Origin of the sequence: Paraburkholderia sp. RL18-085-BIA-A, from assembly GCF_046027075.1 — a bacterium.
Classification (GTDB): domain Bacteria; phylum Pseudomonadota; class Gammaproteobacteria; order Burkholderiales; family Burkholderiaceae; genus Paraburkholderia.
The window spans coordinates 1-3,536 of the sequence record NZ_JARESU010000312.1; the positions used below are offsets into that span (position 1 = coordinate 1).

A 3,536-nucleotide genomic window follows, 5' to 3' on the forward strand; every position below is an offset into this window, starting at 1 on the left:
CTACGGCAAGATGCATTTTTTGCCGAACAGTGCTTTCAAGCCACAACCGGGTCATACCTACAAAGTTGTTCTCGCCTTGACGCAGGGGGGCGAGAAACCCGGCGAGGTGAGTCCGGCGCTTGATCACGTGACGCGCGCGGTGAATCTCTACGTGGCGTCGGGCGTGCCATTGAGCAGGTGTAGATTCGTCGCGGTCGCTTCTGGATCGGCCACATCGCTGGTGCTCAACGACGCGCACTACCGTGCACAGTTCGGCGTTCCGAACCCCAATCGGCCGTTGATTGCGGAACTCAGGAAGGACGGCATGACGATCGCGGTGTGTGGCCAGGCTATGGCAGAACACCACTTCGAGTATGACTGGATTGACCCCAGAGTGACGCTGTCGTTGTCTGCACTGACTACTGTGACACCCTGCAGCAAGCAGGTTACGCGCTAATGCCGCTCTGACCACGCAGCGCGCGGGATGCATTAGCGGCCTGAATTGGCGCATGTCCGAAAGGGACGCGATTCTTGCGCTGGTCGCGAACAACAGCTTTGCGCCGAGCCGCGAGATGGTGAAGCACTTGGAGGGGCGATGATCTCTTTCAGCCGGAAAGCAGCGAGGATCGAGCCGCTCTCCGGCGCCCCGGTCCCTGCTATTTGCGACCAAAGCCGAACCGATGTGCGAATTAATCCAGCCAAGTTCGAGTCGAGCGACCTCATCGTAGCGATCAAGAAGTCACAGATTGCGGCCGGTACCGCGCGCGATCAATACGTTGTCATCATCCACTCGCTTATTCCGAAGCTCGGCGAAAAGCGGCTGCCTGATGAGGTGTGCCGCGAAGACATGCTTCAAGCAGTGCTCACGGGACTCGACCCCGTGGGTAGAGGTCGAGATTGGCATATGCGCAGGCGACCCATGTCGAATGATTCTCTACCTCCGAATTGATGTCCGATAAGAAATGCGGAAGCGACATTCGGACGGGCGGCGAAGACCATGAATGGCTGTTTCGTGGCTGAGGTCGTTTGAAAACGCATGCCGCGCGTGGTGTTCGTAAGAGTCGACCCTCTGGGTCGCGCCATATTGGCTTGGCAGCACTTGGGAAGGGTCAGGAGACAACCGAAAAGTGTATCCGTCAGCGGAACCTGTGTTGACAATGTTGCGCCGGTTAGATGTCGACAATCTTCCGCACCAGAGTGTACGAGACCCGTCAATGACCTTCCGAATCATTGTCGGCCATAGACGCAGGTTGCGCGCTGAACCTGACAATGACGGTGACTCGCTCGCCCAGATTTTTGTCGGCGAAGCCAACGGTGTCGCCAATGAAGAATTCCCAGTTGTGCTCGCGATGACGGTGATGAAGGCGGGTGAGTTGGGCCGCTCGCAGCAGTGCCAGGGATAACCGCCGCATATAGCACTGACCAACGCCGACGGCCCTGGTGGTCCTGGACCACCACCTGGGTTTGCCGCAGCCCCACCACCGTTCGGCGCGAATGTGGTGCGAGCGGATCGCCTCCGATATAACAGACCCCTATTTCCAGGTACAAGCGTTGACGTACTTCGAGAGGAATCGTCATCGATTTGCCGGCCAAGGCACCGCTCGCGAAAGCCTTCGGCCATACGTTACGTCATTGTCCAGCGTTCATTCGCTACACTGAGAACCATTTCGCGCCAGAATGCGTCCCCTTGCCGGGGGCGTGCGTACAACCTCTTTCCCGTTGCATCGTTCACGGCGTTGCTCCGTTGTTATGATGGCTGCACCTTCGCTCCTGGCTTGCGCGCGTTCAAGGCGGAACGCGCTGACGGGTACCGATGTCCTTTCTCTGCATCGCTTGAAAAAATAGAGGGGCGACACCATAAAGCGTCAATTTTGTTTCCGCGCTATAGTGAGAGCGTAGGGTTGTTTTGCTTGCCTGCATAATGCAAGGAATGGTGACGATGTCAAAAGAGTCGATAGTGTTCGTAGTGGACGATGACGATTGCATTTGCGAAGCTGTGACCGATTTGCTTGCTCCATTGAGCTTGTCGGTTATCACATTCAATTCGGTAGCAGAATATATGGCATTCGATCGTCCCCAGAGGACAGCTTGCTTGATTCTCGATGTGCGCTTGCCGGATGACACAGGGCTCAACTTACAGGCGCGGTTGGCTGACACCGACCACCCGCCAATAATTTTCATTACGGGACATGGTGACGTGGAGTCATCGGTGCGAGCAATTAAGGCTGGCGCGGTGGATTTTCTGACCAAACCTTTTGGCAGGCGTGAGTTGCTTCGAGCAGTGATGACTGCGCTCGACGTTGACGAGAAGGCCCGAATCAGGCGAACCGAGCGCGCACGATTGTTGAGCTGTTTTTCGACGCTAACACCGAGGGAACGGGAGGTTCTGCCGTTGGTCGCATCAGGTCTTTTGAACAAGCAGGCGGCTGCTCTGCTGGGAATCAGTCAAGTCACGCTCCAGATTCACCGTGGGCAAGTTATGCGAAAGATGGCGGCCAAGTCACTAGCACAACTAGTTCGAATGGCTGACATGCTTGGAATATGTTCCCCCTTACCGCCCTCAGATGAAGATCGTGTGGCTGACGGCCCGGGAATTCGGGCGTAGCTTTCTGCTTTACAAGATCCTTCCGGGAGGGCCGTCAGAATGCGTGGTCAATGAGCACGCGGCGACACCCGCTTTCATGTGAGGCGATACATTTATCTTTGAGGCCATCGCATGGCTGCCCCCCTTGGCGCGAGACTGAAACGTCGGTATTTTCGCGCCTGATCCCTCGCTAGTGAGAACTCTCAAGGCGCGCACGAAAATACGCGTCAACGCTGCGACCCCGTGTAAGGACTGACAGAATCCGGAGGCGTATCGCAGCGTTACGACACCAATTCATCAATCGGAACCCGCTTGAGTGCACTTATTCTCTCGAGACACATGTCCACAAAGTGCATGGCCTTGTTGGGTACATGCCTCCGATGTGCATAGGGAACTTGTTTCTCCGCCGACCGTAATTTCTGGTGGCGTAGGATCTGAACAAGGCTGCCGTCGACGGTTCTGGTGCAAATAGATAAGCGGTTGAGAAGTTTCACATAGGCAAGATACTTTATCGAGTGGACAGGACAGCATTCCATTCGGTGGGCGCAGCGGCATCCTGGAGGCCGAGCTTCGCGAGATCGAACTGGCCCTTGCGAATTCGATGCGTCAGCTCGATGCATGCCGCAGACCCTGAAATCGGAGATTCGTGCCTTGCTACAAGCAGTAGCGAATGAAGCGGACGTTCGATCGTGAAGCTCACCGGAATGCGCCACGCACGCCCGTAACACAACAGGGGCATCGCCAGTACCACGCCCGACGCGGTCCCACGTGGCGACACCTTGTCGAAAGCGGTTCCTCTCTTTTCAGCCAGACCGCCAAGTCTCCGTGCGAAGGAAGCTCACCTGAATCGAGCCAGTTGCGGGCTGCCAAGCGAGCATCGGCATTCGCGCGTATGCTTTTGCATCCGTTTCAAATCCAATCTCAGAGAGAACAAATGCAGAAACACACCATCGGTACCTCGGACCTTCAAGTG

The 3,536-nt window shown here is 56.2% G+C and carries 5 protein-coding genes and 1 pseudogene; 5 read left to right on the forward strand and 1 reads right to left on the reverse strand.

Annotated elements, in window-relative coordinates; genetic code table 11:
* From P0D89_RS51615 to P0D89_RS51630, 4 genes are all read left to right on the forward strand, one after another.
* The coding region (locus tag P0D89_RS51615; RefSeq protein WP_408370707.1) for a DsrE family protein at positions 1-436 on the forward strand (436 nt) is incomplete at its 5' end.
* A 138-nt stretch (positions 437-574) separates the two neighbouring features.
* A complete protein-coding gene (locus P0D89_RS51620) occupies positions 575-928 on the forward strand; it encodes a hypothetical protein (RefSeq protein WP_408370709.1) in 354 nt (117 codons plus the stop codon).
* 265 nt (positions 929-1,193) lie between these two features.
* Positions 1,194-1,382, forward strand: a complete 189-nt coding sequence (locus P0D89_RS51625; RefSeq protein WP_408370711.1) for a hypothetical protein — start codon at positions 1,194-1,196, stop codon at positions 1,380-1,382.
* 536 nt (positions 1,383-1,918) lie between these two features.
* A complete protein-coding gene (locus P0D89_RS51630) occupies positions 1,919-2,584 on the forward strand; it encodes a response regulator transcription factor (protein ID WP_408370712.1) in 666 nt (221 codons plus the stop codon).
* A 487-nt stretch (positions 2,585-3,071) separates the two neighbouring features.
* Here the strand turns inward: P0D89_RS51630 and P0D89_RS54775 are convergent.
* A pseudogene (locus tag P0D89_RS54775) lies at positions 3,072-3,179 on the reverse strand (IS6 family transposase); the annotation flags it as partial.
* A 54-nt stretch (positions 3,180-3,233) separates the two neighbouring features.
* Here P0D89_RS54775 and P0D89_RS51635 point away from each other — a divergent pair.
* Positions 3,234-3,536: hypothetical protein (locus tag P0D89_RS51635; protein WP_408370714.1), on the forward strand; the 303-nt coding region annotated here is incomplete at its 3' end.

Excerpts from the sequence above, each read along its gene's own strand:
- P0D89_RS51620 (WP_408370709.1), top strand. The coding sequence starts at position 575 with ATGATCTCTTTCAGCCGGAAAGCAGCGAGGATCGAGCCGCTCTCCGGC.
- P0D89_RS51625 (WP_408370711.1), top strand. The coding sequence starts at position 1,194 with ATGACCTTCCGAATCATTGTCGGCCATAGACGCAGGTTGCGCGCTGAA.
- P0D89_RS51630 (WP_408370712.1), top strand. The coding sequence starts at position 1,919 with ATGTCAAAAGAGTCGATAGTGTTCGTAGTGGACGATGACGATTGCATT.